Genomic DNA, 26,252 nt, shown 5'->3' with positions numbered 1-26,252 from the left:
TCAGCGCGCGAACAGGTCGGTCCGGTACGCGGCGGGGCGGGGCGGGGCGGGTCAGGCGAGGGATGCGAGCAGCTCCGCCAGCGCCGCGGGCTCGGACACCATCGGCCAGTGCCCCGTCGGCAGCGCGACCGTCGTCCACTCCGGGCCGCCCATCTCGGCGAAGCCGGGGACACCGGCGTCGATCAGCGCCCGCACCTGCTCGGGGGCGAAGCTGCAGGCCACGACGGTCTTGGGCAGAGTCGGGTCCGGCGTCCCGCGACGCGCGCCGGTCAGCACCGCGCCGGCGGGCTCCACCCGCGAGCGGGCGCGCACGGCCGCGAACGCCGCGTCGGAGAAGCCCTCGGTGCTGGTGCCGAGCTCGTCGAACTCCGCGCGGGTCGGCATCGGCTGCCCGCTCCCGTGCGCCGCGATCGCGTCGCGGACCCACCGCTGCCCCTCGGGCGGGAGGAAGTCGACCTGCGCGACGCCGTCGGGGAGCGGGCCGGTGTCGACGAACACCAGGTGGGCGACGCGGTCGCGGGCCCGCTCGGCCGCGGCGGCGCAGACCGGACCGGCGCCGCTGTGCCCGGCGAGCACCACGGGCCCGTCGGCGGTACCGAGTGCGGCGAGCACGTCGTCCACGTGGGACTCCGCGGTGTCGGTGGGCGCGTGGCCGAGCTCGACCGCGGTCGCGTCGTGGCCGCGGGCCCGCAGCGCGGCGGCCACCTCGTCCCACACCGACGGGTCGATCCAGAAGCCGGGGACCAGCAGGAACATCGTCATGGGACGACGGTGTCAGCTCATGCGGACGATTCCGGTCCTCGGACGGACCGCAGCCGCGCCTCGGCGCGCTGGGTCTCCGCGCGGGTCGCGCGCTCGCGGGCCAGCCACTCGGGCTCCTCGGCCTTGATCGCCGCGATCTGCTCGGTGGTCAGCGGGTCGGTGATCCCGGCGCGGGCGAGCCCGGAGATCGACACCCCGAGCCGGTCCGCGACGACCGGGCGCGGGTGCGGCCCCTCGGCGCGCAGCGTGCGCAGCCACTGCGGCGGGTCGGCCTGCAGCGCGTCGAGCTCGTCGCGGGAGACCACCCCGTCGCGGAAGTCGGCCGGCGTCGCGTCGAGCAGCACGCCGAGCTTCTTCGCCGCCGTCGCGGGCTTCATCGTCTGGGTGGACCTCTGCCGCGTCATATCCCCAGGGTATCGGGGCCGTGACGGCCGTTAGCCTGGGCCGGTGACCGACCCCGCTGCGCGCTTCCGGCTCGGCTACGTCCCCGGCGTCACGCCCGGCAAGTGGGCCCGGATGTGGGCCGAGCGGCGTCCGGGGGTGGAGCTGGAGCTGGTGCAGCTCGGGGTCGGCGAGGCCGAGGCGGCGGTCCGCGCGGAGTCGGTCGACGCGGCCGTGCTCCGGCTGCCGGTGGACCGCGACGGCCTGCACGCGATCCCGCTCTACACCGAGACGACCGTCGTCGTCGCGCCGAAGGACCACGTCGTGACCGCGGCCGACGAGCTGTGCGTCGCCGACCTGGCCGACGAGGTCGTGCAGCGCGCCCCGGAGGACACCCTGGACTGGGCGGACCGGCGGCCCGGCCGGGCGGCGGAGCACGAGCCCGCGACGACCGCGGAGGCGGTGGAGCTCGTCGCGGCGGGCGTGGGGCTGCTCGTCGTCCCGCAGTCGCTGGCCCGGCTGCACCACCGCCGCGACCTCACCCACCGCCCGCTGACCGACGCGCCCGGCTCGACGGTCGCCCTGGTCTGGCCGGACGCGGAGAACTCCGAGCTGATGGAGGAGTTCATCGGGATCGTCCGCGGCCGGACCGCGCACAGCTCGCGCACCCCCCGGGCGGCCGGGGCCGCGCCGCAGCCGTCGCGCGACGGCACCGGAACCGGCTCCCGGCGCGGGCGCCCGGCGCGAGGCGGCGGCCGGCCCGAGCGCCGCAGCCGGCCCCGCCGCTAGCCGGGCCCCGGCACGACGACGCCCCCGGTACGGGATCCGTACCGGGGGCGTGCGCATGACGCGTGCGGGTCAGGCCGCGGCAGGCTGCTTCTTCGCCGCGAGCTTCTCCAGCCGGCGGGTGGTGGGCCAGCGCACGTCGGTCGCCCAGCCCAGCTTCTCGAAGCCCTTGATGACGACGGCCGAGATGTCGATCTGGCCCTTCTTCACGCCGTGCCGGGCGCAGGTCGGGTCGGCGTGGTGCAGGTTGTGCCAGGACTCGCCGAAGGACAGCACCGCGAGCCACCAGACGTTGGCCGACCGGTCACGGGAGGCGAAGGGGCGCTCCCCCCAGATGTGGCAGATCGAGTTGATCGACCAGGTGACGTGGTGCAGCACCGCGACGCGGACCAGGCCGGCCCAGAAGAACGCGGTGAACGCGCCCCACCAGGACATCGTCACCAGGCCGCCGATCAGCGCCGGGCCGAGCAGGCTCGCGACGACGATGAGCGGGAACGCCTTCTGCAGGCGGTCCATGTCCTTGTCCGCGACCAGGTCCGGGGCGAAGCGCTTCATGTTGGTGAGGTCACGCTGGAACAGCCAGCCCATGTGCGAGTGCCAGAAGCCCTTGACCAGCGCCTTCGGGCCGGTGCCGTAGAGCCACGGCGAGTGCGGGTCGCCCTCCTTGTCGGAGAAGGCGTGGTGGCGGCGGTGGTCGCCGACCCAGTCCAGGACGCCGCCCTGCAGGGCGATGCTGCCCGCGATCGCCAGCGCGATCCGCAGCGGACGCTTCGCCTTGAACGAGCCGTGGGTGAAGTAGCGGTGGAAGCCGACGGTCACGCCGAGCCCGCTGATCGCGTAGAAGACGACGAACAGGGCCACGTCGACCCAGCCGAGGCCCCAGCCCCAGGCCAGCGGCACGGCCGCGGCGAGCGCCAGCGTCGGGAGGATGACGAACACCGCGACCAGGAACATCGCGCCCGGTGGGCGCTGCCCGTCGGTGATCGGTGCGGGCGTCCTCTTCTCGGACGTGGTGCGGGGAGGTGCGGCCTCGAGCGTCATGCCGTCCACTGTCCCGGCGCCGTACCCACCGGGCAGTGCGGCTAACCCCCCTGTTCCGATTCGGGTTCTGCCCGCGTCCCGGACTTGACCCGCGAGTAACTTCTGAGTACTGAACGGGGAGTGAAGCTCTCCACCGTCCTCCCCTACGGCGACGACCCGATCCGCAACGCGGACGCCGTCACCGACATGGAACGCGCCGGCCTCGACGTCGTCTGGGCCGCCGAGGCGTACTCCTACGACGCCGTCTCGCTGCTCGGCTACCTCGCCGCGCGCACCGAGCGGCTCGAGATCGGCTCGGCGATCCTGCCGATCTACTCGCGCACGCCCACCCTGACCGCGATGACGGCGGCCGGGCTCGACGCGCTGTCCGGCGGCCGGTTCAGCCTCGGCCTCGGCGCGTCCGGCCCGCAGGTCATCGAGGGCTTCCACGGCGTCGCCTACGACAAGCCGGTCGGGCGCACCCGGGAGATCATCGAGATCTGCCGCAAGGTCTGGAAGCGGGAGGAGAAGCTCACCAACGACGGGCTCTACCCGATCCCGTTCCCCGGCGGGACCGGTCTCGGCAAGCCGCTGAAGATCATCAACCACCCGAAGCGCTCCGACATCCCGGTCTGGGTCGCCGCACTCGGCGAGAAGAACCTGGAGATGACCGCGGAGCTGGCGAACGGCTGGCTGCCGCACGTCGTGCTGCCGGAGAAGATCCAGGAGGTCTTCGGCCCCGCCCTGCAGGCCGGCTACGCCAAGCGCGCGCCCGAGCTGGGCCCGCTGCAGATCACCGGCGGCGGGATCGTCGCGCTCGAGGAGGAGTTCTTCGAGCCGGCCCGCCAGGCGGCCCGCGGCCTCTACGCGCTCTACATCGGCGGCATGGGCGCGCGCGGCAAGAACTTCTACAACACCGTCTTCGCCAAGCAGGGCTACGCCGACGAGGCGAAGGTCGTGCAGGACCTCTACCTGGACGGCAAGAAGGAGGAGGCCATGGCCGCCCTCCCGGACGACTTCATCGACAAGGTCACCCTGGTCGGCCCCGAGGGCCACGTCCGCGAGCGGATCGCCGCGCTGCGCGAGAACGGCATCACCCACCTGCACGTCAACCCGATGACCACCGACGTGAACGCGACCTTCGAGAAGCTCAAGACCTGGATGTCCTGAGCTTGCCGGGCCCGCGCAGGCGTGCTCATCTGGGTGACATGGCCCACGAGGAGTACGACGCGGTCGTGATCGGAGCCGGGTTCGCCGGGCTCTACATGCTGCACCGCCTGCGCGGGCTCGGGATGTCGGCGGTCGTGCTGGAACGCGCCGGCGGCGTCGGCGGGACCTGGTACTGGAACCGGTACCCGGGCGCCCGCTGCGACTCCGAGAGCTACTACTACTGCTACTCCTTCGACCGCGGGCTCGAGCAGGAGTGGACCTGGACCGAGCGCTACCCGCGCCAGCCGGAGATCAGGGCCTACCTCGACCACGTCGCCGACCGGTTCGACCTGCGGCGCGACATCCGGCTGTCCACCACGGTCACCGGCGCCCGCGCCGACGCCGACGGGCGCGGCTGGACCGTCACCACCGACACCGGCCGCGACGTGCACTGCCGCTACCTGGTCACCGCCGTCGGCTGCCTGTCCGCCGCGAACGTGCCGGACCTGCCGGGGCTCGCGGACTTCGCCGGGCGCTGGTTCCACACCGGCGCCTGGCCGCACGACGGCGTCGACGTGACCGGGCGGCGGGTCGGCGTCGTCGGCACCGGCTCGACCGGCATCCAGGCGATCCCGGTGCTCGCCGCGCAGGCCGCGCACCTGACCGTCCTCCAGCGCACCCCGAACTACTCGATCCCGGCCCGCAACGGCCCGCTGGGCGCCGGGGAGGCCGATGCCTACAAGGCCGACTACGCCCGGATCCGCGAGGTCCAGGCCGGGTCGACCAACGGCCACCCCTTCGTCGTCAACCCGCAGTCGGCCCTCGACGTCGGCGACGACGAGCGCGAGCGCGTCTACCGGGCCGCCTGGGAACGCGGCGGGCTGCGGTTCCGCGCGTCCTATGCGGACCTGCTCGCCGACGAGGCCGCCAACGCCACCGCCTCGGACTTCATCCGCGACCGGATCCGGGAGGTCGTGGCGGACCCGGCGACCGCCGAGGCGCTGCTCCCGCACGACCACGGGTTCGCCACCAAGCGCCCGCCGATCGACACCGGCTACTTCGAGACCTACAACCGCGACGACGTCACGCTCGTCGACGTCCGCGCCGACCCGGTCGAGGCCGTGGAGCCGGGCGGGCTGCGGCTGCGCTCGGGCGCCCGCCACGAGCTCGACGACCTCGTGTTCGCGACCGGCTTCGACGCCCTCACCGGGCCGCTGCTGCGGCTGGACCCGGTCGGCCCGGACGGCACCGCCCTGAGCGACGCGTGGCGGGCGGGCCCGCGCACCTACCTCGGCCTGGCCGTGTCCGGCTTCCCGAACCTGTTCACCGTCACCGGCCCGTTCAGCCCGTCGGTGCTGACCAACATGCCGACCTCCATCGAGCACCACGTGGACTGGATCGCCGGCTGCCTGGAGCACCTGCGCGCGACCGGCCGGGACCGGATCGAGGCCGACCCCGCCGCCGAGCACGAGTGGGGCGAGCACAACCGGGCCGCGGCCGAGGCCACCCTGCTGCCCCGCGCGGCGAGCTCCTGGTACCTCGGCGCGAACGTGCCGGGCAAGCCCGCGGTGTTCATGCCCTACGCCGGCGGGTTCGCCCGCTACGTCGCGACCTGCGACGACGTGGCCCGCGGCGGCTACCGCGGCTTCCGGCTCTCCGGCTCGCGCGCGGCCGCGTGAGGGGCCGGCACCGCTGCGTCGGGCGGGCGCACGTCGTTGGACCGTTCGGCCCAGCACCGGGGGGCCGCGTCACGGCTCGTGTGCGGGGCGTACAGAATGTGTGACGTCATCCACGGTTCACGGTGTCCGGGGCAACCCTCCGGGCACCCGCCCCAGGACTCGCGACGTGACGAGGAGCCCGACTTGCTGGAGCTGGCGATCCGGACCTCCGACGAGCCGATCTCCCCCGGTCACTACCGGCACACGGCCACCCACGCCTGGTGGATGGGCACCTGCTTCGCGGGCGACGAGCTGTGCGTGCACTACAGCGAGCACCTGCTGCAGCAGTGGACCCCGCTGGACCCGGCGCAGGACTGGCTGCTCGACCGCGAGCTGACCGGGCGCGTGCACTGGCTCAGCGGCGACGGCGCGGCCGCCGTCGAGGAGGGCTTCGACATCGCCGACCAGTGGCCCACCGGGCGCTTCCGCGCCCCGCACGGCGACTTCTACGCCGAGCTGCACGGCCACGTCCCCGCCGCGAAGGTCGGCTCCTGGTCCAACCCGACCGCGGCGTTCCTGGCGGGGCTGCCCCGCGACCCGGCCGCGATGCTCGACCGGCTCATCGCCGACAGCCCGCCCGGCCGCGGCTACACCGGGCCGTTCCCGAGCGCGGTCGACGCGCTGCGGACCTGCCGGGTGCCCGCCGAGCTGCGCGCGGTGCTCTACGCGGCGCTGCGCCGGATGCCCGCGGTGTCGCTCGGCGAGACCGGGAACCTCGACGGCGAGACGCACCCCACCCTCGTCCACGACGACGGCCCGGTCCGCACCGAGCTGCTGATCTCCCCCGTGGACGGCCAGTACGCCGGCGAGCGCGACACCGTCCGCCGCCCGGCCCGGGTCGGCCCGCCGGTCGGCACCGTCGTCGCCGAGACGGCCGTGCAGACGTCGGTGGTGGCCGTGCTGGGCTCCCCGCCCGGCTTCTGAATCGAACCCCCCGTCCCACTGGATCGATCGATCACGAAACGATCACGAAGTGGGACCCGGCACACTGCCACGTCTCGCGCCGGGGGGACTAACCTGGTAGCCGGTCGCGACAAATCGAGCAGCTATCAAGGCGGTTGACGCAGAGTGTCATCGAGCAGTACCTCCCATCAGGCGAGCGACTTCGGTCCCAACGAGTGGCTCGTCGAGGAGATGTACCAGCGCTTCCAGGAGGACCCGTCGGCCGTGGACCCGGCCTGGCACGAGTTCTTCGCCGACTACGGCAAGGACGGTGAGCAGCGCCCGTCGTCGGCCGACGCCGACGACGCGGACGAGGCCACCTCCTCCTCCAACGGGTCCACGCCGGCGGCCTCCTCGGGTGGGGTCACCCGGGGCTCGGCCACCGAGGACGACCAGGGCGGCAGCGGCGACGGCAAGGCCGACGACGACGCCTCCGCCCCGGCCCAGAAGGCCGTGACGAACGGCGGCACCTCCGGTGGGAAGGGCACCGCGTCCGCGCGTGACGTGCCGCCGCCGGTCACCCCGAAGGCCGAGCCGCCGCCCGCCGAGGAGCGCCTGCGCACGGCGAGCGCCCCGGCCGCGGCGCCGGCGTCGTCGAACGGCAGCCGCCCGGCCAAGCCCGCGGCGGGCTCCGGATCCAAGGCCGCGAAGCCGGCGCAGGACGGGGGTGGCGCGACCACCACCCCGCTGCGCGGGGCCGCGAACGCCATCGCCAAGAACATGACCGCCTCGCTCGAGCTGCCCACGGCGACGAGCGTGCGCGCGGTGCCGGCCAAGCTGCTGGCCGACAACCGCATCGTCATCAACAACCACCTCAAGCGCACGCGCGGCGGGAAGCTCTCGTTCACGCACCTGATCGGCTACGCGCTGATCCGGGCGCTGCAGGACTTCCCGAACCTCAACCGGCACTTCACCGAGAACGACGGCAAGTCCGCCGTCGCCACGCCGGAGCACGTGAACCTCGGCCTGGCGATGGACATGCCCGGCAAGGACGGCAGCCGCACCCTGATCGTCGTGTCGATCAAGGGCTGCGAGAACCTGTCGTTCGCGCAGTTCTGGCAGGCCTACGAGGGCATGGTCCGCAAGGCCCGCGACGGCAAGCTGACCGCCGAGGACTTCTCCGGCACCACGATCAGCCTGACCAACCCGGGCACGCTGGGCACCAACCACTCGGTGCCGCGGCTGACCGTGGGCCAGGGCGCGATCGTCGGCGTCGGCGCGATGGAGTACCCCGCCGCGTTCCAGGGCGCGTCGGAGGAGCGGCTCGTCGAGCTCGGCATCTCCAAGATCATCACGCTGACCTCGACCTACGACCACCGGATCATCCAGGGCGCCGAGTCCGGCGACTTCCTGCGCCGGATCCACCAGCTGCTCCTGGGCGAGGACGGCTTCTACGACGACGTCTTCGCGTCGCTGCGGGTGCCCTACGAGCCGGTCCGCTGGGTGCAGGACTTCCCCGAGGGCGAGGTCGACAAGACCGCCCGCGTGCTGGAGCTCATCGAGTCCTACCGGACCCGCGGCCACCTCATGGCCGACACCGACCCGCTGAACTACCGCCAGCGCCGGCACCCCGACCTGGACGTGCTCAGCCACGGCCTGACCCTGTGGGACCTCGACCGCGACTTCGCGGTCGGCGGGTTCGGCGGGCAGAGCCACATGAAGCTGCGCGACGTCCTCGGCCTGCTGCGCAACTCCTACTGCCGCACCATCGGCACGGAGTACATGCACATCGCCGACCCCGAGCAGCGCAAGTGGCTCGAGGAGCGCATCGAGGTCCCGCACGTCAAGCCGGACCCGTCGGAGCAGAAGTACATCCTGTCCCGGCTGAACGCCGCGGAGGCGTTCGAGACCTTCCTGCAGACCAAGTACGTCGGGCAGAAGCGGTTCTCGCTGGAGGGCGGCGAGACCGTCATCCCGCTGCTCGACGCCGTGCTGGACAAGTCCGCCGAGCGCGAGCTCGACGAGGTCGTCATCGGCATGCCGCACCGCGGCCGGCTCAACGTGCTGGCCAACATCGTCGGCAAGCCGATCAGCCAGATCTTCCGCGAGTTCGAGGGCAACCTCGACCCGGGCCAGGCGCACGGCTCCGGCGACGTGAAGTACCACCTCGGTGCCGAGGGCAAGTACTTCCGGATGTTCGGCGACGGCGAGACCACCGTCTCCCTGACGGCGAACCCGTCGCACCTGGAGGCCGTGGACCCGGTGCTGGAGGGCATCGTCCGGGCCAAGCAGGACCTGCTCGACAAGGGCGACGGCGGCTTCACCGTCCTGCCGGTGCTCATGCACGGCGACGCGGCCTTCGCCGGCCAAGGCGTCGTGGCCGAGACGCTGAACCTCGCCCTGCTGCGCGGCTACCGCACCGGCGGCACCGTGCACGTCGTGGTGAACAACCAGGTCGGCTTCACCACCGCGCCGGAGCACTCGCGCTCCTCGCAGTACTGCACCGACGTCGCGAAGATGATCGGCGCGCCGGTCTTCCACGTGAACGGCGACGACCCCGAGGCCTGCGTCTGGGTCGCCAAGCTGGCCGTCGAGTACCGCCAGCGCTGGAACAACGACGTCGTGATCGACATGATCTGCTACCGGCGCCGTGGCCACAACGAGGGCGACGACCCCTCGATGACCCAGCCGTCGATGTACGACATCATCGACGCCAAGCGCAGCGTCCGGAAGATCTACACCGAGTCGCTGATCGGCCGTGGTGACATCACCATGGAGGAGGCCGAGCAGGCGCTCAAGGACTTCTCCAACCAGCTCGAGCACGTCTTCAACGAGGTGCGCGAGCTCGAGCGGACCCCGCCGGTGATCTCGCCGTCGATCGAGTCCGAGCAGCAGGTCCCGTCCGACCTGGACACCTCGATCCCGCTGGAGGTCGTCCACCGGATCGGCGACGTCCACGCGAACCTCCCCGAGGGCTTCGCCGTCCACAAGCGGGTCGAGCCGGTGCTGCGCAAGCGCGAGAAGATGTCGCGCGAGGGCGACGTCGACTGGGCCTTCGCCGAGCTCCTCGCCATGGGGTCGCTGGCGCTGGACGGCCGGCTGATCCGCCTGTCCGGCCAGGACTCGCGGCGCGGCACGTTCGTGCAGCGGCACTCGGTGCTCATCGACCGCCACACCGGCGCGGAGTACTTCCCGCTGCGCAACCTGGCCGAGGGCCAGGCGCGGTTCCTGCCCTACGACTCCGCGCTGTCGGAGTTCGCCGCGGTCGGCTTCGAGTACGGCTACTCGGTCGCCAACCCCGAGGCGCTCGTGATGTGGGAGGGCCAGTTCGGCGACTTCGTCAACGGCGCCCAGTCGATCATCGACGAGTTCATCTCCTCCGGCGAGGCCAAGTGGGGCCAGCTCTCCGACGTCGCGCTGCTGCTGCCGCACGGCCTCGAGGGCCAGGGCCCCGACCACAGCTCCGGGCGCATCGAGCGGTTCCTGCAGCTGTGCGCCGAGGGTTCGATGACGGTCGCGCTGCCGTCGGACCCGGCGAACTACTTCCACCTGCTGCGCCAGCACACCCTCGACGGCGTCCGCCGTCCGCTGGTGGTGTTCACGCCCAAGTGGATGCTGCGCGCCAAGCAGGTCGTCAGCCCGCTGTCGGACTTCACCGAGGGCCGGTTCCGCCCGGTCATCGACGACCCCGAGCACGCCGGCAAGGGCGAGCGCGTGTCCGGCGTGAAGCGCGTGCTGTTCTGCTCCGGCAAGATCTACTGGGAGCTCGCCGCGGCCCGCGACAAGCGCCGCAAGAACGGTGACACCACCGTCGACGCGACCGCGATCGCCCGCGTCGAGCGGCTCTACCCGATGCCGGCCGACGAGATCGCCGCCGTCCTCGACCGCTACCCCGAGGCCGACGACGTCCGCTGGGTCCAGGAGGAGCCGGCCAACCAGGGCTCGTGGCCGTACTACGGCCTGGAGCTTCCGCAGAAGCTGCCCCAGCTGCAGGGCCGCTTCACCCGGGTGTCGCGGCGGCGGATGGCGGCCCCGGCCGCCGGCTCGTCGAAGGTGCACGAGGTCGAGCAGGCCGAGCTGATCGAGAAGGCGTTCGCCGAGTAACCGGCGCACGACGCACACGACGGCCGGGCGGGGTCTCCCCGCCCGGCCGTCGTCGTCGGTGCGCCCGGGGGTCAGCGCCGGTAGGTCAGCCGGCGCAGCAGCGTCTCGGCCGGTCCGCGCACCCCGGCCCGGTCCATGCCGTGGGCGGCGACGACCGTCGTGAGCCACACCGCGACCGCGACCAGGGCCGCCGAGGCGCCCGTCAGGTACGCCCCGAGCCCGAGCCCCCACGCCGCGAGCAGCGGCCCGAACAGCAGCGACTGGGCGAGGTAGCCGCTCAGCGAGCGCCGGCCCAGCGCGACGAGCGCGCGCACCGCCACCGGCTGCGCCGGGCGCCCGCGGAGCCGGTGGGCGACGAGCCCGAACACCGCGGCGTAGCCCAGCGCGGCGGCCAGCCCGGTGACCATGTGCAGCTGGGCGGCGGCGCCCGGGTCGGGCAGCGCGAGCACGCCGACGTGCAGCAGCGCGGTCGCGAGGCCACCGGCCCAGCCGACCGCGATCCCGAGGACGGCGGTGCGGCGCAGCAGCGGCAGGTGCCGCTCCGGCTCCTCCAGCACCCGGTGCCGGGCGGCGAGCAGCCCGAGCAGCAGCGCGGCCGGCATCACGAACGAGAACAGCGCCCCCGGGGCCGCGCCGGCCCACAGCACGAGCCGCAGCGGCAGCGTGTCCAGCCAGCCCGGGGTCGACAGCGCGAGCTGCTGCGGCGCGGCCGTCGGCGTCGTGGCCCCCGTGAGCTGCATCAGGACGGCCGTCCCGGCGGCGACGAGCAGGCCGAGCCCGGCCAGCACCCCGGCCCCGACCGCCAGCGTGCGGTCGCTGCGGCCCAGGAACAGCGGCACGAGCAGGAGCCCGAGCACCCCGTAGGTGGCGAGGATGTCGCCCTGCCAGAGCACGGCCGCGTGGACGAGGCCGAACGCGAGCAGCCACCGGTGGCGGCGGCGCAGCAGTGCCCGCGCGCCGGCGTCGGTGCCGCCGCCGGCGACGCGGCGCGCGTACATCTGGCCGATGCCGTAGGCGAAGAGGAACCCGAACAGCGTCCAGGCGCGGCCGTCGACGGCGGTGATCGTGACGATCTGGGCGACCCGGTCGGCGAGCCCGCCGTCCGCGGCGTGCAGCAGCACCGCCCCCGGCTCGGAGGTCCAGGCGTACCAGGGAGCGTGGGCCAGTGCGATCAGCAGCAGCATGGCGCCGCGGGCCAGGTCCGGCGCGAGCGCCCGGTCGGTCACCGGGGTCGGGACGGCGGTCGTCCCCGTCGTCGGGGTCGTCATCGGAGGCTCCTCGTGGGTCGGTGGTGCCCCCATCGGAGACGATGCCGTCGCGTCCGGGTCAAGCCCGGGCGGGAGTAGCCTGCCGGTCGTGTACTTCACCGACCGGGGCATCGAGGAGCTCGTCGACCGGCGCGGCGACGAGCAGGTCAGCGTCGAGTGGCTGGCCGACCGCCTGCGTGCGTTCGTCGACGCGAACCCGCAGTTCGAGACGGCCGTCGAGCGGCTGTCGAGCTTCCTCGCCCGCGACGACGCCGACGACGAGTGACCGCGCGCCCCGGCCCGTGACCACAACGACCACAGCGCACGCAGCGACCACTGCGTGAGCTGTGTCCGCAAGCGTGGCCCGGGCCACGCGCGGACCTAGCGTTCCTCCTCGCCACACCAAGAGGAGGAGCACCGATGCTCATCGTTCTCGGGTCCGCGATGATCGCGGTCTTCATGTACCTCATCCTGTCGAAGCGCCTCGCCCCGACACTGGCCCTGGTACTCGTCCCGCTGACCTTCGCGCTGGTCGCGACGGGCACCGGCCTGTCCGAACCGGGCGAGGAGGGCGTCGTCGACTCGATCAAGTCGGCGTTCTCGGACTTCGCGCCCACCGCCGTCCTGCTGTTCTTCGCGATCATCTTCTTCGGCACGATGATCGACGTCGGCCTGTTCGACCCGCTGATCCGCTTCGTGCTCCGCACGGTGAAGAACGACCCGGTCCGGCTGGTCGTGCTGACCGCGGTGCTGGCCGGTGTCGTCTCCCTCGACGGCGACGGCTCGACCACCTTCATCATCACCGTCTCCGCGCTGCTGCCGATCTACCTGCGGCTCGGCCTGAGCCCGGTGGTGCTGACCGTCGTCGCGAACCTGGCGAACGGTGTGCTGAACATCCTGCCCTGGGGCGGCCCGACCGTCCGCGCCGCGACGGTGCTGAACGTCTCGCCGTCGGAGCTGTTCAACCCGATGGTCCCGGGCATGGTCCTCGGGATGGTCACGGTGCTGCTGCTGGCCTGGCAGCTGGGCCGCTCGGAGCGCAAGCGCCTGATCGCGTCCGGCCGGACGCTGGAGGTCGTCGCCACCGAGATGCGGGAGCCCGCGCTGGCCGGCGTCGGCGGGACCGGTGGGACCGACGTCCCGGCGGCCCGCACCGGCTCCACCGGCTCGACCGGCTCCACCGGTGATGGTGACGACTCCGCGTTCCTCGGCGGCACGCTCGACCCGAACCGCCCGACCCTGCGGCCGAAGCTGATCTGGTTCAACCTCGGTCTCACGGTGTCGCTGCTGGTCCTGCTGGGCATGGACGTGCTGCCGCTCTCGCTGGTGTTCGTCGCGGCCGCCGCGATCGCGCTGGTCGTGAACTTCCCGAAGCCCGAGGACCAGGTCAAGGCCGTCACCTCGCACGCCACCTCGATCGTCGGCGTCGTCTCGATGGTGTTCGCCGCGGCGATCCTGGTCGGGGTGCTGTCGGGCACCGGGATGGTGACGGCGATGGCGAACGGGATCGTCGCGGCCGTCCCGCCGGAGGTCGGCTCCTGGTTCGCGGTGATCACCGGCGTGCTGTCGATGCCGCTGACGTTCTTCCTCACCAACGACGCGTTCTACTTCGGCATCCTGCCGATCCTCACCGAGGCCGCCGGGCACTACGGCATCGCCCCGGTCGAGATGGCCCGCGCCTCGATCATCGGCCAGCCGGTGCACATGACCAGCCCGCTGGTCCCGGCGCTGCTGCTGCTCGTGTCGCTGGCGAAGGTCAACCTGGCCGACCACCACCGCAAGGTGATCTGGCGGGCCGCGGTCTGCTCGCTGGTGATGATGGCGGCCGCGCTGGCCCTCGGGGTCATCCCGGTCGGCTGACCCGCACCACCGCTGCCGGTGCCGCCCCGCGCGGTACGCCGGGGAGGGGCGGACGGCGACCACCGGCCCCGGAACCCCGGCACCTGCCACTCGACGCCGCCCCCGCGTGCACCGCACGCGGGGGCGGCGACGTCGCGCTCCACCGGGGTCCGGCGGTCGTCGGCGGAGGTCAGTCGTCGTCGCGGCGCAGCCGGAACAGCCGCCGGTCCCCCGCCGCGCGCAGCGCGCGCAGGGCCTCGTCGGCGGCCTCCTCCAGCGCCTCGTGGTCGTCGGGGGCGGCGCGGGGGTCGGGCCGCGGGCGCGGCTTGCCCGGCGCCTCGGCGGCCCACATCAGGCCGAGCGCCGCCTCCCAGCGCAGCTCGAACATGCCACGGGCCAGGGTCAGCCGGTCGGCCGCCGTGCGCAGCTCGCGCTCGGTGCCGCGCAGCTCGCGGCGCAGCTCCTCGGCCCGCCGGGCGTCGCGCTCGCGCAGGTCGACGACGGCGCCGGCCAGCTCGGCGACCACCTCCCGGTAGCGCTCCACGGCGCTCATCGGCCACCCCCGGCGTCGGTCAGCATCACCAGCTGGGGGCGCCCGAACCGGGACCGGTCCAGGAACAGCGCCCGCCCGGACGACGGCGTCCAGTCCAGCGGCTGCCCGCCCAGCAGCGGCACGAGGTCGGTGCCCTGCACGCCCGTCGCGACCCAGGCGCCGAGGTCGTCGACGGCGGCACCGGGCGGGGCCAGCAGCGTCTTGAGCCGCTGCGCGCCCTGCCACCACCCCAGCACGTGCACGCCCACCCCGGGCCCGTGGCGCAACAGCACCCGCAGGTCCTCGGTGCCGGCGCGGTCGAGCATGGACTCGGCCGCGTCGGCACCCAGCAGCACGACGAGCAGCGCCGGGTGCCCGCCGTCGGCGCCGGACCCGGCGCGGCCGCGGACCGTCGCGGCCAGCTCGGCGACCCGCGCGGCGAACCCGTCGGCGGACACCTTCTCCACCGCGCCGGGCAGGTCCGGGGCGAGCGCGACGGCGGCCGGTGTCGCGTCCGGGGTGAGCGGGACCAGCACGAACTCCGCCGCCGACGGGTCGGGCAGCGTCGCGGCCACCGAGCGGACGGCGGCCGAGAGCAGCCCGAGCGCGACGCGCGCGTCCGGCCCGATCACCCCGAGGTTGCGGCCCGGGGCGTCGGGCAGCGCGGCCGCGGCGGGGCTGCCGTGCACGTCGACGAACTGCCCGACCAGGGCGCGGGCGACACCGTCGCCGGGCAGCCGGGCGGCCAGCGCGTCGAACGACGGGGCGCGGGCGCCGTCGAACACGACCGGGTCGGGGGTGTCGCCGAACGCCTCGTACGCGGCGACCTGCACGTCGCGCACGACCGGCCCGCCGGCCTCGGGCACCCGCACCACCCGGTTGCCGTGGGCGACGCCGGAGTCGTGGTTGACGATCGCGTGCCAGCGCGGCAGGGCGAGGGCGGCCTCGTTGTCCTGGGCGAGGATGCGCCGCGCCCGGGGCAGCGCGATCCGCAGGACGAACTGCTCGAAGATCGCCGACCGGCCCCACAGCGCGTCGATGCCGGAGACGTCCTGGCTGGCCAGCACGAGGTGCACGCCCTGGGACCGGCCGCGGCGCGCGACGTCCTCCAGCAGCGCGGTGGCCTCGGCGCTGACCGCGTCGCGGCCGGTGAACAGGAACTGGAACTCGTCGATGACGGCGACGATGCGCGGCAGCGACATCTCCGGCCGCGACTCGCGGAGCTCGGCGAGCTTGGTCGCGCCGTGCCGGCGGGCGGCCTCGGCGCGGCTGCGCATCACCTCGGCGAGGTGGCGCAGCAGCGCCAGGCCGAACTCGCGGTCGGTGTTGATGTTGACGCCGATCAGCCGGGCCTGCGGGAGGCGGTCGGCGCGGTGCCCGTCCGGGTCGGGCGCGAACGGGGTGAACGACACGCCCTCCTTGAAGTCGAGCAGGTACAGCTCGACCTCGTCGGGCCCGTAGGTCGCGGCGAGCCCGGCGATCCAGGCCAGCAGCAGGTTGGTCTTGCCCGACCCGCTGGGCCCGCCGACGAGCGCGTGCGGGGAGTGGTCGTCGAGGGTCAGCTCGGCCGGGATGCCGTCCTCGTGCCCGATCTCGACGGTCAGGCCGTCGCGCGAGCAGCCGGCGTGGCGGGGCGACGGGAGCATGTCGCGGAAGGCCCCGAGGCGGCCCCGCCACTGCTCGTGCGCGGCGGCGACCGCCTCGCACACGACGCCGGCGTCGTCGGCGGGGACCGGCGGGTCGGGCTCGACGAGCACGTGCGGCCCGGTCAGCGACGTCCGCACCGGGACCGGCGCCCGCTCGTCCTCGGGGTCGACGCCGGGCGGGTCCCCGAAGTCGACGGTCTCCACCGGGCGCGGCAGGGCGGCGGGGACGTCGAGCAGGACGAGCGCGACCCCGGCCGCGACGCCGCCCCGTGCGACCCGCTGCAGCTGGCGCAGCTCGGCCTCGGGCAGGTCCCGGCCGTTGCCGACCAGCACCGCCACCAGCCACGTCTCCGGGCGCTCGCCGGTGCGCTCGGCGAGCTGCCGCAGCGAGCCGGCGCCCTCGGCGAGCACCCGCGTCTGCACCCGGCGGATGCGGTCGGAGAGCTGGTCGAGCAGCCGGCCCAGCCGCGTCGGGTCGTGCACGGTGAGCAGCCCGGTGCGGGTCAGCGGGTAGAGCCCGGGCAGCGCCCCGGCGAGCCGTCCGACGTCCCAGACGTGCACGTTCACGAGGCCGGGCCGGAAGTGGCGCACGGTGCGCAGGACCAGCTGCTCGACCATCGCCTCGGCCCGCTCCCGGGTCCGCGGGGTGGACACGACCTGCAGGTGCGCGCCGTCGAGCAGCGGGACGGCGACCCGGAACGGCGCGCCCCCCTCGACGCTGCCGGTGCCCAGCACCCACATCTCCGGCACCGGGCCGGTGGCCTCGACGGTGCCCGCGACCGGACGCCACCCGGCCGGGTCGTCCCCGGCGGCACCGGGCGCGGCGCCGGCGACGAGGTCCGACAGCGCCCGGGGCGAGTCGCCCTGCCAGCGGTCGAACACGTGCGCCCGGTCCTCGGCGACCCGGGCGAGCACCCCGGCCAGGCGGGGGTTGTCCAGCACCCGGGCCAGGCCCGGGTCCCGGCGGGCCGCGTCGTGGCCGGTCTCGCGCAGCCACAGCTCGGCGAGGACCTCGGCGTGCCGGCGGGCGGCCTCGTCGCGCCGGTTCTCCGCCGCCCCCAGTGCGCGTGACGCGGCCCGGTGGAACGCGTCGAACGCGGTCCGGATCCGTTCGCGTCGACCGGGGCGGGGCATCAGCGGCGGGCGGCGGCGGTGCTCAGAGCCGGGACGCGACGTCGTCGGCGGACTGCATCGCGATGTGCAGGGCCTGCTCGACCTCGTCGATCTTCTCCGACGCGGCGGCGAAGCGGGCGCGGGCGTCGTCGGCGTCGTTCTGGGCGGTGCCGTAGATGTTCTGGGAGAAGGCCGCACCGGCCTCCTCGATGGCCTGGCGGGCGTGCCGCAGCGCGCCGAGGCTCTCGGTGGCCTGCTGGTTGGCCCGCCCGATCCCGGCCCGGATCTCGTCGATGTTGGCCATGCCCACCCTCCGTGCGTGCGCGTGCGACGACCGTGACCCGGCCGCACCGCGGCCAATCTATCGGCCCGCCGATGGTGCGCCGCACCGGCGCGGTCCGCAACGCTGCGCACCACGGCGACGGCGGCGCGTGATCATCGGCGGGGCCGGACGGCGGGTCCGTTCGTGACCCGTTCGCGCTGGAACACCAGGTCGCGCTCGCCTAGCGTGCAGCACGACCCGACTCCCGACGCCTGCGAGCGGAGACTGTGACGATGGCCTCTCCCGGTCCCAGCACCGATTTCCTCGAACCCCCCACCGGTGCGGCCAGGATCCGCTCGATCGGGCCGGGGCTGCTGGCGGCGGCGACCGGCGTCGGGGCGGGCGACCTCGTCGCGACGATGGTCGCGGGGGCGTCGTTCGGGACCGTGCTGCTGTGGGCGGCCGTGGTCGGCACGCTGGTGAAGCTCGCGCTCGGCGAGGCCGTCGGCCGCTGGCACCTCGGGTCGGGCGCGACCATGCTCGACGGGTGGCGCCGCCTGGGCTACTGGGCGACCGGCTTCTTCGGCGTCTACATCGTCGTGTGGGGCTTCGTCTACGGCGCCACCGCGATGTCGGCGGTCGGGCTGCCGCTGAACGCGCTGTTCGGCGGGCTGCCGGTCGGCGGGTGGGCGGCGATCGCGGGCGTCGTCGGGCTCGTGCTGGTGTGGGTCCAGCGCTACCACGCCTTCGAGAAGTTCATGACCGTGCTCGTGCTGATCAAGTTCGCGACGGTCGTGTTCGTCGCGTTCCTGGTCGGCCCGGACGTGCCCGCACTGCTGAACGGCCTGGTGCCGCGCCTGCCCGAGGGCTCCACGGTCTACGTGCTCGGCCTGATCGGCGGCGTCGGCGGGACGATCACGATGGCCGCGTACGGCTACTGGCTGTTCGCCAAGGGCTGGAAGGGTCCGAAGTGGCTGTCGATGATGCGGCTGGACAACGCCACCGGCTACGTCATGACCGGCATCTTCGTAGTGTCCATGCTGGTCGTCGGCTCGACGATCCTGCTGGGTGAGAACCTCACCGAGTCCGACTCGGGCCTGCTCACCCTGGCCGACCGGCTCGGCGCCTCCTACGGGCAGCCGGTGCGCATCCTGTTCCTCGTCGGGTTCCTGTCGGTCACGTTCACCTCGCTGCTCGGCGTGTGGAACGGCGTCTCGCTGCTGTTCACCGACTGGGTGCGGGCGATCCGGCTGCCGCACGGCGCGGGCGCGGCGATCGGCCCGGACCAGGAGAACGCCGTCGTCGCCGGGGAGGAGGCCCCGGCGGAACGCGGCGACGGGCCGGGCCGGCCGGGTGCCTACGAGGCCGCCCGGGCGGAGCGGTCGCTGCCGTTCCGCGGGTACCTGCTGTGGCTGACGTTCCCGCCGATGGTGCTGCTGCTGATCGGGCGGCCGTTCGCGCTGACGCTGGTCTACGGCGTGCTCGGGTCGTTCTTCATGCCGTTCCTGGCGATCACGCTGCTCCTGCTGCTCAACACGCGGATGGTCGCGCCCGAGGCGCGCTCGCGGTGGCTGTCGAACGGGATCCTGGGGATCTCGTCGGTCCTGTTCGCGGTCCTGCTGGTCACCGACGTGTACTCGCGCCTGACCTGACCCCGGGCCGGGATCGGGTCAGGAGACCTCGACCCGGTCCCCGGCGCGCAGGGTGCCGGTGCGCTCGACGCGGGCGTAGAGCCCCGCGCACGGCAGCACGCCGAAGCCCTCGACCTCCACGCGGTTGCGGTCCGCCGGGCCGCGCAGCGCGTGCGGGGCGCGGGGCAGGCCGCCGTGATCCAGCGTCGGCACCGAGCAGCGCGGCGTCGGCAGGGTCGCGACCAGCACGACGTCGCCGAGGGTGATCCGGCGCCCGAGCCAGGTGTTCTCGACGAACGGCTCGGTCCCGGGCTCCGTCGCGACGACGACGTTGGGCCGGTAGCGCAGCGCCTCGACGCCGAGCGCGTCCAGCGTGGCGGTGGTGATCAGGTGCACCGGCGAGTGGTCGACGAACCGGCCGCCGGGAGCGCCCTGGGCGATCTCCAGGGTCGGCGCGTCGATCTCGGCGTCGAGGCCGCGGGCGAGCACGTCCTCCGGGTCCGGCCGCTCGACGACGGCGCCGTCGGCCCGCTGCTGCGCGACGACCACGGGCCGGCCGAGCAGCTCCGCGAGCGGCCCGGCGGCCTGCCCGGCGTCGACGGTGCGGCCGTCGGGCAGGGTGACCCGCACGTCGTCGCCGACGCCCGCGGAGGTGCACGCCAGCAGGCGGCGCCAGTGCCGGGGCTGCTTGGCCGTCGCCACCCGGCCGGTGTCCGGGTCGGTCAGGGCGAGCGCGCGGTCGCCCACGACGCCGTGCTCGTCGAGCTCCAGGGCGGCGAGGTCCTCCCCCAGCATCGACTTCACGGGGTAGCGGTGCAGGGACAGGACCTCGCCGGCCATCAGAGCAGGCCCTGCTGGGTCAGCCAGTTCTTCGCGACGGTGTCCACCGAGGGCTTGTCCGGCGCGGCCGCGGCCTCGTTGAGGCCGAGCAGCTCCTGCGTGGTCAGCTTCGCGGTGACCGCGTTCAGGACCTCGGTGACCTGCGGGGTCGCCTTCGCCTTGTTGACCAGCGGGACGACGTTCTGCGCGGCGAAGTTGTCCTTCGGGTCCTCCAGGACCACGAAGTCGTTCGCCGGGATCGCGGCGTCGGTGGTGAACAGGTCCGCGGCCTGCACGTCGCCGTTCTTCAGCGCCGCGACGGTCAGCGGGCCGCCGGCGTCGAGCGAGCGGTAGGACTGGAACGAGCAGCCGTAGGTCTTCTGGATGCCGGGGATGCCGTCGGGGCGGGTCTGGAACTCCGGCGGCCCGCCGAACACGAGCTGCCCGCAGTTCGGGGCGAGGTCCGCGATGGACGTCGCCTTCAGCCGGGTCGCGGTCTCCCGGGTGACGACGACGGCGTCCTTGTCCTCGGCCTCGGCCCGGTTCAGCACGGTCAGCGACGGCGCCGCGGAGCTCAGGGTGGACTGCAGCGCGGTGTAGACCTGCTCGGGGTCGGTCTGGGTCGCGTTCTTGTCCAGGTACTGCAGCAGCGTGCCGGTGTAGTCCGGGATGAGGTCGATCGAGCCGTCCTTGAGAGCGGGCACGTACGCCTCGCGGGACCCGATCGGCGGCCGGGTCTCGACCGTGACGCCCTTGGCCTGCAGCGCCTGGGCGAACACCGAGGACAGGATCTGGCTCTCGGTGAAGTTCGCGGCGCCGACGACGACGGTGTTCTGGTCGCTGTTACCGGACTGCCCGCCCCCGGCGAGGGGGTCGGAGCCGCCGCCGCAGGCGGTGAGCGCGAAGGCGGCGGTGACCGTCGCGGCGACGGCGGTGAGCAGGCGGGTGCGTCTCATGGTGGGTCCTCTCGAGGGGAGGTCAGGCCGCGTCGCGGACGGGTTCGGGTCGGGCGGGGACGGCGCGCAGGCGGCGCGGGCCGGTACGGCCGGTCGCCTGCAGGCCGGGCGAGACGATCAGCTTCTGCAGGCCGCCGAGCAGCAGGTCCGCGACGACGGCGAGCGCCGCCACCAGGATCGAGCCGCCGATCATCATGCCGAAGTCGCGCTGGGCGAGGCCGTCGATGATGAAGCGGCCCAGCCCGCCGAGCGAGACGTACGCGGCGATCGTCGCCGTCGCGATGACCTGCAGCGTGGCGCTGCGCAGCCCGCCGATGATCAGCGGCAGCGCGTTGGGCAGCTCGACCTTCCACAGCACCTCGGGGCCGCGCATGCCCATCCCGGTGGCGGCGTCGACGACGGCGGGGTCGACGTTGCGGATGCCGGCGTAGGTGCCGGCGAGCACCGCGGGCACGGCCAGCACGATCAGCGTGAGGATCGGTCCGGTCAGCGACAGCCCGATCAGCGTGGTGATGAGCACGAGCAGACCGAGCGTGGGCAGCGCCCGCAGGCCGTTGGCGAGGCCGACGACGAGGAACCCGCCGCGGCCGGTGTGCCCGATCCAGGCGCCCAGCGGCACCGCGATCACGACCGCGACGAGCAGGGTCAGCGCGGTGTAGCCGAGGTGCTCGGCCAGCCGCGCGAGGATCCCGGTCGGACCGGACCAGTTCGCGCCGTCGAACAGCCAGCCGAAGTAGGTCATGCCCCCACCTTCCCGGTACGGGCCCGCTGCCAGGGGGTGAGGACCTTGCCGGCGAGCAGCAGCAACGCGTCCACGACCAGCGCGAGCAGCAGCACGAGCACGATCCCGGACAGGATCTGCGCGTCGTTGCTGCGGTTGAAGCCCTCGGTGAACAACAGGCCCAGCCCGCCGAACCCGATCACCGCACCCACGGTGACCAGGCTGATGGTGGACACCGCGGCCACCCGCAGCCCGGCGACGATGACCGGCACCGCCAGCGGCAGCTCGACGCCGACGAAGCGGCGCAGCGGGGTGTAGCCCATGGCGTTGGCGGCGTCGACCACGTTGCCCGGCACCGCGGACAGCGCGTCGGACACCGTGCGCACCAGCAGTGCCAGCGTGTAGACGGTCAGCGCGACGACCACGTTCACCGGGTCGAGGATCTGGGTGCCGAGCAGCGGCGGCATGAACACGAACAGCGCCAGCGACGGGACCGTGTAGAGCAGGCCCGCGGCGTTGGTCGTGACGGTGCGGACGGTCGGGGTGCGGTTGGCGACCCAGCCCAGCGGGATCGCCAGCACGAGTCCGAGCAGGACCGGGACCAGCGCGTACACGACGTGCTGGCCCAGCAGGCGGAGCACCTGGTCGAGGTTGTCGAGGACCCAGCTCACGGCGGCCTCAGGCGGCGTGGTGGTCGTCGCGGGCGGCCGGCAGTGCCTCGAGCACGGCGTCGGCGGTGACCGACCCGGCGACGCGGCCCTCGGCGTCGACGGCGACGCCCTGCCCGGACGGCGAGGACAGCGCCGCGTCGAGCGCACCGCGCAGCGAGCCCGAGCCGACGGAGTAGAGCGACCCGCCGGGGACGATCGCGTCCTCGGTGACCGGTCCGTCGCCGGCCCCGACCCAGCCCAACGGCCGGCGCTCCGCGTCGACGACGACCGACCAGCCGTCGCCGGGCAGGGGGTCGCCGACCGACAGCATCGGCAGCGGGCCGAGCGGGATCGCGTCGGAGGTGAGGAAGCCGAGGCCGCGGTAGCCGCGGTCGCGCCCGACGAAGGTGTCGACGAAGCCGTCGACGGGGCGCGAGAGCAGCACGCCCGGCTCGTCGTACTGGGCGAGCTTCCCGCCGACCCGGAACACGGCGACCTTGTCGCCGAGCTTGATGGCCTCGTCGATGTCGTGGGTGACGAACACGATGGTCTTGCCGAGCTCGGACTGCAGCCGCAGCAGCTCCTCCTGCAGGCTCTCCCGCACGATCGGGTCGACCGCGGAGAAGGGCTCGTCCATCAGCAGCACCGGCGGGTCCGCGGCGAGCGCGCGGGCCACGCCGACGCGCTGCTGCTGCCCGCCGGACAGCTGCGCCGGGTAGCGCCGGGCCATCGCGGTGTCCAGCCCGACGGTCTCCATCAGCTCCATCGCCCGCTCGCGGGCGGCGCGCCGCCCGGCGCCGACGAGCATCGGCACGGTGGCGATGTTGTCGACGATGGTGCGGTGCGGGAACAGCCCGGCCTGCTGGATGACGTAGCCGATGCCGCGGCGCAGCTCCGCCGGGTCGGCGGCCAGGACGTCGCGGCCGTCGACGTGCAGCTCGCCGGAGGTGGGCTCGATCATCCTGTTGATCATGCGGAGGGACGTCGTCTTGCCGCAGCCCGACGGGCCCACGAAGACCGTGATCCGCCCCTGCTCCGCGACGAGGTCGAGCTCGTCGACCGCGACCGTCCCGTCCGGGAAGCGCTTGGTGACGCCCCGGAACTCGATCATCGGCGGTTCCCCCTGCCGTCGCGCGGGACCCCTGCTCCCCGCTTGGTCGGAGCACACTAACCCGGTCGTGCGCGACGGGCGAGCGGTCGGCCGCGGGTCACCGACACCCCGTCGCGCTCGACCTGCAGCCCGGTTCGGCGTCGACGCTCGGGGACATGACCCCGACCACCGCCCTGGGCCCGCTCGGCATCGCCACCGGGCCCGCACCCGCCGACGCCGCGGCCCTGGAGGACGCCGGTGCCCGCACCCTGTGGCTCGCCGGGGGCGCGATCGACCGGCTCGACCGGCTGACAGCGCTGCTCGACGGCACCCGGGACGCCGTCGTGGTGCCCGGCATCGTGCCGACCGGGGTGTACCCGGCGGCGGCCGTCGCCGCGGTGCACGCCGACGCGGCCCGCCGCCGTCCCCGGCGCTACCTCACCGGGCTGGGGGCGCCCCCGCAGCCGCGGGCGCTGGACGCGCTGCACCGCCACCTCGACGAGCTCGACGCACTCGGGCTGCCCGACGCCGTCTCCGCCCGCGCTGGCGTCGCCGACATCGCGGCCCGGGTCGCCGAGCACCGGGCCGCGGGCGCCGACCACGTGGTGCTCAGCCCGGTCGGGCACCCGACGGCCGGCGCGGAGTTGCTGCGGGCCCTGCGCGCGGACCGCCGGTAGGCGCTCTGCCGTGCGGCCGGTGCGCCGCGGCGCAACAGTGGGGCCATGCCGAAGGAGCCCACGCGTCTGCCGCGTCCCGAGCTGGACCTCGACCCGGACCACCCGCACGTCGCGGACTGGTTCCACTACGCCGACCTGCTGTCCGACGCCGAACGGGCCGACCTGCGGCGGGTGCGGGAGTTCCTGCGGGCCGAGGTCGCCCCCGTCGTGCTGGACGCGTGGGACCGCGCCGAGTTCCCGATGCAGCTGGTGAAGGGCTTCGCGGGCCTGGACCTCGCGGGGGCGGGCTACGCCGACCCGCCGGCGTCCCGGCTTTTCCTGGGGTTCCTGCACGCCGAGATCTCCCGGGTCGACCCCTCGGTGAACAGCTTCTACGGCGTCCACACCGGGCTGGCGATGGGCTCGATCCACGCCGGCGGCACACCCGAGCAGCGTGAGCGCTGGCTGCCCGCGATGGCCCGGATGGACGCGATCGGCGCGTTCGGGCTGACCGAGCCGCACGGCGGGTCCGACGTGGCCGGTGGCATGGAGACCACCGCCACCCGCGACGGGGACGAGTGGGTGCTCGACGGCGAGAAGCGCTGGATCGGCAACGCCACCTTCGCCGACCTGATCATCGTCTGGGCCCGCGACACCGACCCGGACGCCGGCGGCGCCGTGCGCGGGTTCGTGGTGCCCGCGCCCTCGGACGGGATGACGATCACGAAGATCGAGGGCAAGCAGTCGCTGCGGATCGTGCAGAACGCCGACATCCTGCTCGACCGGGTCCGGGTGCCCGAGTCGCACCGGCTCTCCGGCGGGTCCGGCACGTTCCGCGACGCCGGGCTGGTCCTGCAGCGCACCCGGGCCAACGCCGCCTGGGGCGCGGTCGGGGTGCAGATGGCCGCCTACGAGCTGGCGCTGTCCTACGCGCGGCAGCGGGAGCAGTTCGGCCGCCCGATCGGCGGGTTCCAGCTCATGCAGGACCTGCTGGTGCGGATGCTCGGCAACGTGAGCGCCTCGCTCGGGATGGCGGTGCGCAACGCCCAGCTGCTCGACGAGGGCCGGGGCTCGGACGCGCACTCGTCGCTGGTCAAGGAGTTCTGCGCGTCGCGGATGCGCGACACCGTCGCGCTGTCGCGCCAGCTCGTCGGCGGCAACGGCGTGGTGCTGGAGAACCGGATCGCGAAGTACTTCGCCGACGCCGAGGCGATGTTCTCCTTCGAGGGCACCCGGGAGATGAACACGCTCATCGTCGGCAAGGCCATCACCGGGCAGAGCGCGTTCGTGAAGTGAGTCGTGCGCACGTCCCGGAGCCACGGCACCGAGACGTGCGCACGGACGGCGCGGCCGTCTACCAGGCGCCGGGCGTGCCGCCCGGCGGGGTGGCGCTCGTCGCCGGGGTGGGCAGCCCGCCGCCACGCAGCACGCGGTGCAGGTCCTCCGGGCGCAGCGAGCGCGCGAACAGCCAGCCCTGGAAGGCGTCGACCCCGAGCCCGCGCAGGACGTGGAACTGCTCGGCGGTCTCGACGCCCTCGGCGACGGTCTTGCGGCCCATCGCGCGCGCGACCTCGACGACGGCGCGGGCCAGCGCGAAGTCGGCCGGGTCGGTGCCGACGCCGGTGACGAAGGCCCGGTCGACCTTCACCGTCTGGGCCGGCAGCTCCTTGAGCCGGGCCAGCGAGGAGTAGCCGGTGCCGAAGTCGTCGACGGCGAAGCGGACGCCGCGGCGCACCAGCTCGCTCATCGCGTCCAGGGCCGTGCGGGGCAGCGCGACGAGGCTGGTCTCGACGAGCTCGAGCACCAGCTGGTCCCACGGCAGCCCGGCCGCCTCGACGACCGCGGTGACGTCGGCCAGGAACGCCGGGTCGGCGGGCAGCAGCCCGGCCAGGTTCACCGCGACGCCGACGGGCCGGCCGTGGCGCGGCCACGACGCGGCCTCGGTGGTGGCGGTCCGCAGCACCCACAGGTCCAGGTCGCGCTGCAGCCCGCTGCGCTGCGCGACCGGCAGGAACTCGCCCGGCGAGACCTCGCCGTGCACCGGGTGCGACCAGCGCAGCAGCGCCTCGGCGGACAGCACGGTCCCGTCCGGCGCGACGACCGGCTGGTACTCCAGGCGCAGCGCGTCGGACTCGATGGCGGCCCGCAGCTCGGCCTCCAGCTCCAGCTGGCGCCGGGCCGGGGCGACGGCCCCGCGGTCGGCGACGACGACGGCCCCGCGGCCGCGCTGCTTGGCCTGGGCGACGGCGACCTCGGCGCAGCGCAGCAGGTCGTCGCCGCGGGGGGCC

Annotated in this window: 23 protein-coding genes; 10 read left to right on the top strand and 13 right to left on the bottom strand. The window is 74.1% G+C overall.

Annotated features, from left to right (window positions below; translation table 11 throughout):
* Positions 1–51: 51 nt before the first annotated feature.
* Positions 52–762, bottom strand: coding sequence for an esterase/lipase family protein (locus WJX68_RS24640; RefSeq protein WP_340295273.1), 711 nt, complete (start codon positions 760–762; stop codon positions 52–54).
* A gap of 17 nt (positions 763–779) precedes the next feature.
* The gene (locus WJX68_RS24635) at positions 780–1,166 is read right to left on the bottom strand and encodes a DUF5997 family protein (protein ID WP_340295271.1); all 387 of its coding nucleotides are present in this window, start codon (positions 1,164–1,166) and stop codon (positions 780–782) included.
* Positions 1,167–1,209: 43 nt separating this feature from the next.
* On the opposite strand from WJX68_RS24635, the gene WJX68_RS24630 reads away from it, so the two are divergent.
* Positions 1,210–1,932 carry a LysR family substrate-binding domain-containing protein gene (locus tag WJX68_RS24630; RefSeq protein WP_340295269.1) on the top strand — a complete coding sequence of 241 codons (723 nt, stop codon included), beginning with the start codon at positions 1,210–1,212 and terminating at the stop codon, positions 1,930–1,932.
* A gap of 69 nt (positions 1,933–2,001) precedes the next feature.
* Here the strand turns inward: WJX68_RS24630 and WJX68_RS24625 are convergent, their stop codons facing one another.
* Positions 2,002–2,970, bottom strand: coding sequence for an acyl-CoA desaturase (locus tag WJX68_RS24625; RefSeq protein WP_340295267.1), 969 nt, complete (start codon positions 2,968–2,970; stop codon positions 2,002–2,004).
* A gap of 120 nt (positions 2,971–3,090) precedes the next feature.
* Between WJX68_RS24625 and WJX68_RS24620 the strand changes: the two genes are divergently transcribed.
* The 4 genes from WJX68_RS24620 to WJX68_RS24605 all read left to right on the top strand — a co-directional run bounded on the left by WJX68_RS24620 (position 3,091) and on the right by WJX68_RS24605 (position 10,802).
* Complete coding sequence (locus tag WJX68_RS24620) at positions 3,091–4,119, top strand: LLM class F420-dependent oxidoreductase (RefSeq protein ID WP_340295265.1); 1,029 nt, start codon at positions 3,091–3,093, stop codon at positions 4,117–4,119.
* A gap of 38 nt (positions 4,120–4,157) precedes the next feature.
* The gene (locus tag WJX68_RS24615; protein WP_340295263.1) at positions 4,158–5,777 is read left to right on the top strand and encodes a flavin-containing monooxygenase; all 1,620 of its coding nucleotides are present in this window, start codon (positions 4,158–4,160) and stop codon (positions 5,775–5,777) included.
* A gap of 183 nt (positions 5,778–5,960) precedes the next feature.
* On the top strand, positions 5,961–6,740 hold the full coding sequence (locus WJX68_RS24610) for a hypothetical protein (protein WP_340295261.1): 780 nt from the start codon (positions 5,961–5,963) through the stop codon (positions 6,738–6,740).
* A 210-nt stretch (positions 6,741–6,950) separates the two neighbouring features.
* On the top strand, positions 6,951–10,802 hold the full coding sequence (locus WJX68_RS24605) for a multifunctional oxoglutarate decarboxylase/oxoglutarate dehydrogenase thiamine pyrophosphate-binding subunit/dihydrolipoyllysine-residue succinyltransferase subunit (protein ID WP_422785769.1): 3,852 nt from the start codon (positions 6,951–6,953) through the stop codon (positions 10,800–10,802).
* Between the two features lie 71 nt (positions 10,803–10,873).
* On the opposite strand, the gene WJX68_RS24600 is transcribed toward WJX68_RS24605, so the two are convergent.
* Positions 10,874–12,070 carry a DUF418 domain-containing protein gene (locus WJX68_RS24600; protein WP_340295257.1) on the bottom strand — a complete coding sequence of 399 codons (1,197 nt, stop codon included), beginning with the start codon at positions 12,068–12,070 and terminating at the stop codon, positions 10,874–10,876.
* A gap of 88 nt (positions 12,071–12,158) precedes the next feature.
* On the opposite strand from WJX68_RS24600, the gene WJX68_RS24595 reads away from it, so the two are divergent.
* Together WJX68_RS24595 and WJX68_RS24590 are read left to right on the top strand one after the other, a co-directional pair.
* On the top strand, positions 12,159–12,335 hold the full coding sequence (locus WJX68_RS24595; protein ID WP_020623156.1) for a DUF6104 family protein: 177 nt from the start codon (positions 12,159–12,161) through the stop codon (positions 12,333–12,335).
* A 134-nt stretch (positions 12,336–12,469) separates the two neighbouring features.
* Positions 12,470–13,909: a CitMHS family transporter gene (locus WJX68_RS24590; RefSeq protein ID WP_340295254.1), complete on the top strand. Its 1,440-nt coding sequence runs from the start codon at positions 12,470–12,472 to the stop codon at positions 13,907–13,909.
* Between the two features lie 169 nt (positions 13,910–14,078).
* On the opposite strand, the gene WJX68_RS24585 is transcribed toward WJX68_RS24590, so the two are convergent.
* From WJX68_RS24585 to WJX68_RS24575, 3 genes are read right to left on the bottom strand one after another with little or no spacing between them, the layout of a single operon-like run.
* Positions 14,079–14,441 (bottom strand): hypothetical protein, encoded by a 363-nt coding sequence (locus tag WJX68_RS24585; protein WP_340295252.1) that lies wholly within the window; start codon positions 14,439–14,441, stop codon positions 14,079–14,081.
* On the bottom strand, positions 14,438–17,200 hold the full coding sequence (locus WJX68_RS24580) for an FtsK/SpoIIIE domain-containing protein (RefSeq protein ID WP_340295250.1): 2,763 nt from the start codon (positions 17,198–17,200) through the stop codon (positions 14,438–14,440). Before WJX68_RS24580 ends, WJX68_RS24585 begins: the two co-directional genes overlap by 4 nt.
* 22 nt (positions 17,201–17,222) lie before the next feature.
* Positions 17,223–17,483, bottom strand: a complete 261-nt coding sequence (locus WJX68_RS24575) for a hypothetical protein (RefSeq protein WP_020623160.1) — start codon at positions 17,481–17,483, stop codon at positions 17,223–17,225.
* A 251-nt stretch (positions 17,484–17,734) separates the two neighbouring features.
* Here WJX68_RS24575 and WJX68_RS24570 point away from each other — a divergent pair, with 251 nt between their 5' ends.
* Positions 17,735–19,093, top strand: a complete 1,359-nt coding sequence (locus WJX68_RS24570; protein ID WP_340295245.1) for an Nramp family divalent metal transporter — start codon at positions 17,735–17,737, stop codon at positions 19,091–19,093.
* An 18-nt stretch (positions 19,094–19,111) separates the two neighbouring features.
* On the opposite strand, the gene WJX68_RS24565 is transcribed toward WJX68_RS24570, so the two are convergent.
* Genes WJX68_RS24565 through WJX68_RS24545 form a run of 5 tightly spaced genes read right to left on the bottom strand, consistent with a single transcriptional unit; the run spans position 19,112 to position 23,329 of the window.
* On the bottom strand, positions 19,112–19,912 hold the full coding sequence (locus WJX68_RS24565) for an MOSC domain-containing protein (protein ID WP_340295243.1): 801 nt from the start codon (positions 19,910–19,912) through the stop codon (positions 19,112–19,114).
* Positions 19,912–20,847 carry an ABC transporter substrate-binding protein gene (locus WJX68_RS24560; protein ID WP_340295241.1) on the bottom strand — a complete coding sequence of 312 codons (936 nt, stop codon included), beginning with the start codon at positions 20,845–20,847 and terminating at the stop codon, positions 19,912–19,914. The genes WJX68_RS24565 and WJX68_RS24560 overlap by 1 nt, the downstream gene beginning before the upstream one ends.
* A gap of 22 nt (positions 20,848–20,869) precedes the next feature.
* Positions 20,870–21,589, bottom strand: coding sequence for an ABC transporter permease (locus WJX68_RS24555; RefSeq protein WP_340295239.1), 720 nt, complete (start codon positions 21,587–21,589; stop codon positions 20,870–20,872).
* Complete coding sequence (locus WJX68_RS24550) at positions 21,586–22,239, bottom strand: ABC transporter permease (RefSeq protein WP_340295237.1); 654 nt, start codon at positions 22,237–22,239, stop codon at positions 21,586–21,588. Before WJX68_RS24550 ends, WJX68_RS24555 begins: the two co-directional genes overlap by 4 nt.
* A 7-nt stretch (positions 22,240–22,246) precedes the next feature.
* Positions 22,247–23,329, bottom strand: a complete 1,083-nt coding sequence (locus WJX68_RS24545) for an ABC transporter ATP-binding protein (RefSeq protein WP_340295235.1) — start codon at positions 23,327–23,329, stop codon at positions 22,247–22,249.
* Between the two features lie 155 nt (positions 23,330–23,484).
* On the opposite strand from WJX68_RS24545, the gene WJX68_RS24540 reads away from it, so the two are divergent.
* Both WJX68_RS24540 and WJX68_RS24535 read left to right on the top strand, forming a co-directional pair.
* A complete protein-coding gene (locus WJX68_RS24540) occupies positions 23,485–23,985 on the top strand; it encodes an LLM class oxidoreductase (RefSeq protein ID WP_340295233.1) in 501 nt (166 codons plus the stop codon).
* 45 nt (positions 23,986–24,030) lie between these two features.
* A complete protein-coding gene (locus WJX68_RS24535) occupies positions 24,031–25,260 on the top strand; it encodes an acyl-CoA dehydrogenase family protein (RefSeq protein ID WP_340295231.1) in 1,230 nt (409 codons plus the stop codon).
* Between the two features lie 58 nt (positions 25,261–25,318).
* Here the strand turns inward: WJX68_RS24535 and WJX68_RS24530 are convergent.
* Positions 25,319–26,252 (bottom strand): putative bifunctional diguanylate cyclase/phosphodiesterase (locus tag WJX68_RS24530; protein ID WP_340295229.1); only part of this gene is annotated, 934 nt, incomplete at its 5' end.

This window comes from Pseudonocardia spirodelae, from assembly GCF_037727765.1.
In the GTDB taxonomy this organism is placed as follows: Bacteria; Actinomycetota; Actinomycetes; order Mycobacteriales; family Pseudonocardiaceae; genus Pseudonocardia; species Pseudonocardia spirodelae.
The sequence above is the reverse complement of the archived record's forward strand: the minus strand, read 5'-3'. Positions and strand labels throughout refer to the sequence as shown.

Bases quoted from the DNA above. Each gene is read 5' to 3' on its own strand.
- WJX68_RS24565 (WP_340295243.1), bottom strand. From the start codon at position 19,912: ATGGCCGGCGAGGTCCTGTCCCTGCACCGCTACCCCGTGAAGTCGATG.
- WJX68_RS24535 (WP_340295231.1), top strand. From the start codon at position 24,031: ATGCCGAAGGAGCCCACGCGTCTGCCGCGTCCCGAGCTGGACCTCGAC.
- WJX68_RS24605 (WP_422785769.1), top strand. From the start codon at position 6,951: ATGTACCAGCGCTTCCAGGAGGACCCGTCGGCCGTGGACCCGGCCTGG.
- WJX68_RS24625 (WP_340295267.1), bottom strand. From the start codon at position 2,970: ATGACGCTCGAGGCCGCACCTCCCCGCACCACGTCCGAGAAGAGGACG.
- WJX68_RS24600 (WP_340295257.1), bottom strand. From the start codon at position 12,070: ATGACGACCCCGACGACGGGGACGACCGCCGTCCCGACCCCGGTGACC.
- WJX68_RS24575 (WP_020623160.1), bottom strand. From the start codon at position 17,483: ATGGCCAACATCGACGAGATCCGGGCCGGGATCGGGCGGGCCAACCAG.
- WJX68_RS24560 (WP_340295241.1), bottom strand. From the start codon at position 20,847: ATGAGACGCACCCGCCTGCTCACCGCCGTCGCCGCGACGGTCACCGCC.
- WJX68_RS24640 (WP_340295273.1), bottom strand. From the start codon at position 762: ATGACGATGTTCCTGCTGGTCCCCGGCTTCTGGATCGACCCGTCGGTG.
- WJX68_RS24580 (WP_340295250.1), bottom strand. From the start codon at position 17,200: ATGCCCCGCCCCGGTCGACGCGAACGGATCCGGACCGCGTTCGACGCG.
- WJX68_RS24540 (WP_340295233.1), top strand. From the start codon at position 23,485: ATGACCCCGACCACCGCCCTGGGCCCGCTCGGCATCGCCACCGGGCCC.
- WJX68_RS24590 (WP_340295254.1), top strand. From the start codon at position 12,470: ATGCTCATCGTTCTCGGGTCCGCGATGATCGCGGTCTTCATGTACCTC.
- WJX68_RS24615 (WP_340295263.1), top strand. From the start codon at position 4,158: ATGGCCCACGAGGAGTACGACGCGGTCGTGATCGGAGCCGGGTTCGCC.
- WJX68_RS24585 (WP_340295252.1), bottom strand. From the start codon at position 14,441: ATGAGCGCCGTGGAGCGCTACCGGGAGGTGGTCGCCGAGCTGGCCGGC.
- WJX68_RS24570 (WP_340295245.1), top strand. From the start codon at position 17,735: ATGGCCTCTCCCGGTCCCAGCACCGATTTCCTCGAACCCCCCACCGGT.
- WJX68_RS24545 (WP_340295235.1), bottom strand. From the start codon at position 23,329: ATGATCGAGTTCCGGGGCGTCACCAAGCGCTTCCCGGACGGGACGGTC.
- WJX68_RS24635 (WP_340295271.1), bottom strand. From the start codon at position 1,166: ATGACGCGGCAGAGGTCCACCCAGACGATGAAGCCCGCGACGGCGGCG.
- WJX68_RS24555 (WP_340295239.1), bottom strand. From the start codon at position 21,589: ATGACCTACTTCGGCTGGCTGTTCGACGGCGCGAACTGGTCCGGTCCG.